We start from the raw sequence: 2,623 nt of genomic DNA, 5'->3' as shown, positions 1-2,623 counted from the left end.
GGCAGGGGAGGACTAAATATTATCATTAATTTCCTACCGATTGAAAAAGAAATTTTTATTGGTCAAACCGTTGTCAGCAGCGCCCTGGGAAGAATTTTTCCGAAAAATCTTTTGGTTGGTGAAATTAAAAAAGTTGAAAAATCAGACATTGAGCCGTGGCAGACAGCTCAAATTAAACCATATTGCGACTTGAAAAAAATAAAAAATTTATTTATAATTAACGAACAGAGAATAGAAGAATGAAAAAGGTCTTGATTTTTTGTCTCGGTTTTTATATTTTAGCCCTTTTGCAAGCCAGTTTTTTCCCCGGGCTGGGTTTAAGCGGACCGATTTTCAATTTCATTTTAATTTTTGTTCTTCTTTCAAATTTATTAGAAAATCCCCGAAAATATAACGGCATAACTTCTGCTTTTTGGGGCGGATTTTTTTTAGATATTTTTTCCGAAAATCCGATTGGTTTAAATCTTTTAATTTTACCGCTCCTGGCAATCCTGATTAAAATAATTTTAAGAAAATATGTACGAATTTAATTTATCAAAAGGGCTAAAAAACAAAAAAATCAAGACGTTTTTTAAAGAAAACATTGAACCGGAAGAAATCATTTTAGATAATTTAGCCAAAAATCAAGAAGAAAAAGCCGGTTTATCTGACAAAAAAATTGAGACCCCGTTTTCTAAAAAAACTCTTTTTGGCTTCTATATTTTTGTTTTACTTTTATTTTTTTCTTTTTTCTTGCGAACCTTTCAATTTCAAGTAATCCAAAAGGAGAATTTTTTGGCTCAAGCCCGGGCAAACAAATTTATTATTCACTCCCTTGGCGCTTCCCGGGGCGTTATTTATGATAGAAATTGGCAGCAACTGGTTTTTAACAAGCCGAGTTTTGATTTAATTTACAATAAATTGGAGATGTCAAAATCCGAATCGGAAAAAAAAGAAATTTTAAAAGAGGTTTCCTTGATTCTTGGAATAAATCCAGCCGAGCTTGAAAAACAAATCAAAGAAAGCGCAAATCATTTGGTTCCAATAGTTAAAAATCTTGACCATCAAAATTTAATTATCTTAAAAGCAAACATTGACGGATTAACGGGATTTCAAATTTTAGAGAGCCGGGTCAGAGAATATAAAGACGGCCCGGTTTTTTCCCATTTGCTCGGCTATACAGCCCAAATAACCCCGCCAGAATTAAGAAAAGAGCCGGATGTTTATTCCATTTTTGATTATGTTGGTCGGACGGGCTTGGAAAGGTCTTATCAAGCAATTTTAAGAAAAAATTCAGGAGAACTTCGCTTAAAAAGAGACGCATTGGGAAACATTATTTCCCAGGAGATAGTTTCTTTGCCAGAGTCCGGCAAAAGTTTGGTCTTATGGCTTGATGCTGACCTACAGAGAAAACTCAAACAAGAGTTAGAAAGCAAGCGCAAAGAACTTGGAGCCAGCGGCGCAGTTGCCATAGCTATGGACCCAAGAACCGGCGGCTTGCTCTCTTTGGTTTCTCTTCCTAATTTTGACAATAATTTATTCCAAAGAGGGGCAGACCCCAAATCTCTTCAAGCCCTTTTACAAGACCCCAAAAAACTTAACCCGCTTTTTAATCGGGCAATTGCCGGAAGATACCTAATTGGTTCTACTATCAAGCCCTTGATTGCTTTAGCCGCTTTAGAAGAAAAAATAATCAGCCCTGAAAAACAACTTTATACCCGGGGCTTTATTGAAATTCCCCATCAGTATGCTCCGGGAACTGCTTTTCGGTTTAGGGACTGGACCAATCACGGCCGGGTAGATATGAAAAAAGCCATTGCTCAGTCCTCTAATGTCTACTTTTATACAATCGGCGGAGGGTATGGGGACCAAAAGGGTTTGGGACCAACAAAAATAAAAGAATATCTCAACCTATTTGGCTGGGGCAAAAAAACAGGAATTGATTTGCCGGGCGAGGTCGCCGGTTTTATTCCTGATAGAGAATGGAAAAGAAGGGTTTGGGGCGAGCCCTGGTGGGACGGTGACACTTACAACCTTTCAATTGGTCAGGGATATATTTCAATTACTCCCTTAGAGATAACAGCTGCTTTTGGAGCAGTTGCTAATGGCGGTATATTGTATCAACCCCGGGTTGTTAAAAAAATAGTTGACACTTCAATGAGTTATCCTTACAATATAATTGAACGTTTTGAACCGGAAATTATCCGTCAAAATTTTGTAGACCCAAAAAACCTGGAAATTGTCAGGAAAGGAATGAGGCAGGCGGTAACCGGAGAAAATAGTCCCCGGGCCTCAGCCGTAATGTTAAATTCTTTGCCTGTAACCGCAGCCGCCAAAACCGGGACCGCTGAATTGGGCAATGATAGATATCATAACTGGGTTACTATTTTTGCTCCCTATGAAGACCCGGAAATTGTTTTAACAGTGATGATTGAAAACACTAAAGGAATTCAACTGGCTGTCTTGCCTGTGGCAAAAGAAATTTTAGAATGGTATTTTAATCAACAGCCAAGTAAATAGAAGTTTGACCCCTGCGCTTGACTATAGATAAAAACTTTGCCATAATAGTTTAAAGAAAAATAGAGTTGACCCTAATTAAAGAATTTGTTAAAATTTAACTATAAGTATGTTTATTTTCAAAAAT

Annotated in this window: 3 protein-coding genes; all 3 read left to right on the top strand. The window is 37.2% G+C overall.

The features are described 5' to 3' along the window. A partial coding sequence (locus KY055_02200; GenBank protein MBZ1345420.1) for a hypothetical protein occupies nucleotides 1–243 on the top strand: 243 nt, incomplete at its 5' end. Further along, nucleotides 240–530 (top strand): rod shape-determining protein MreD, encoded by a 291-nt coding sequence (gene mreD / locus KY055_02195; protein MBZ1345419.1) that lies wholly within the window; start codon nucleotides 240–242, stop codon nucleotides 528–530. The genes KY055_02200 and mreD, both read left to right, overlap by 4 nt. After that, nucleotides 517–2,499: a penicillin-binding protein 2 gene (gene mrdA / locus KY055_02190; GenBank protein MBZ1345418.1), complete on the top strand. Its 1,983-nt coding sequence runs from the start codon at nucleotides 517–519 to the stop codon at nucleotides 2,497–2,499. Before mreD ends, mrdA begins: the two co-directional genes overlap by 14 nt. The last annotated feature ends 124 nt before the right edge of the window (nucleotides 2,500–2,623 follow it).

The organism is Candidatus Nealsonbacteria bacterium (assembly GCA_019923625.1).
In the GTDB taxonomy this organism is placed as follows: Bacteria; Patescibacteriota; Minisyncoccia; order Minisyncoccales; family RBG-13-42-11; genus JAHXGN01.
Note: the sequence above shows the minus strand (reverse complement) of the source record. Positions and strands in the feature narration are given on the sequence as shown.

Bases quoted from the DNA above. Each gene is read 5' to 3' on its own strand.
- mrdA (MBZ1345418.1), top strand. From the start codon at position 517: ATGTACGAATTTAATTTATCAAAAGGGCTAAAAAACAAAAAAATCAAG.
- mreD (MBZ1345419.1), top strand. From the start codon at position 240: ATGAAAAAGGTCTTGATTTTTTGTCTCGGTTTTTATATTTTAGCCCTT.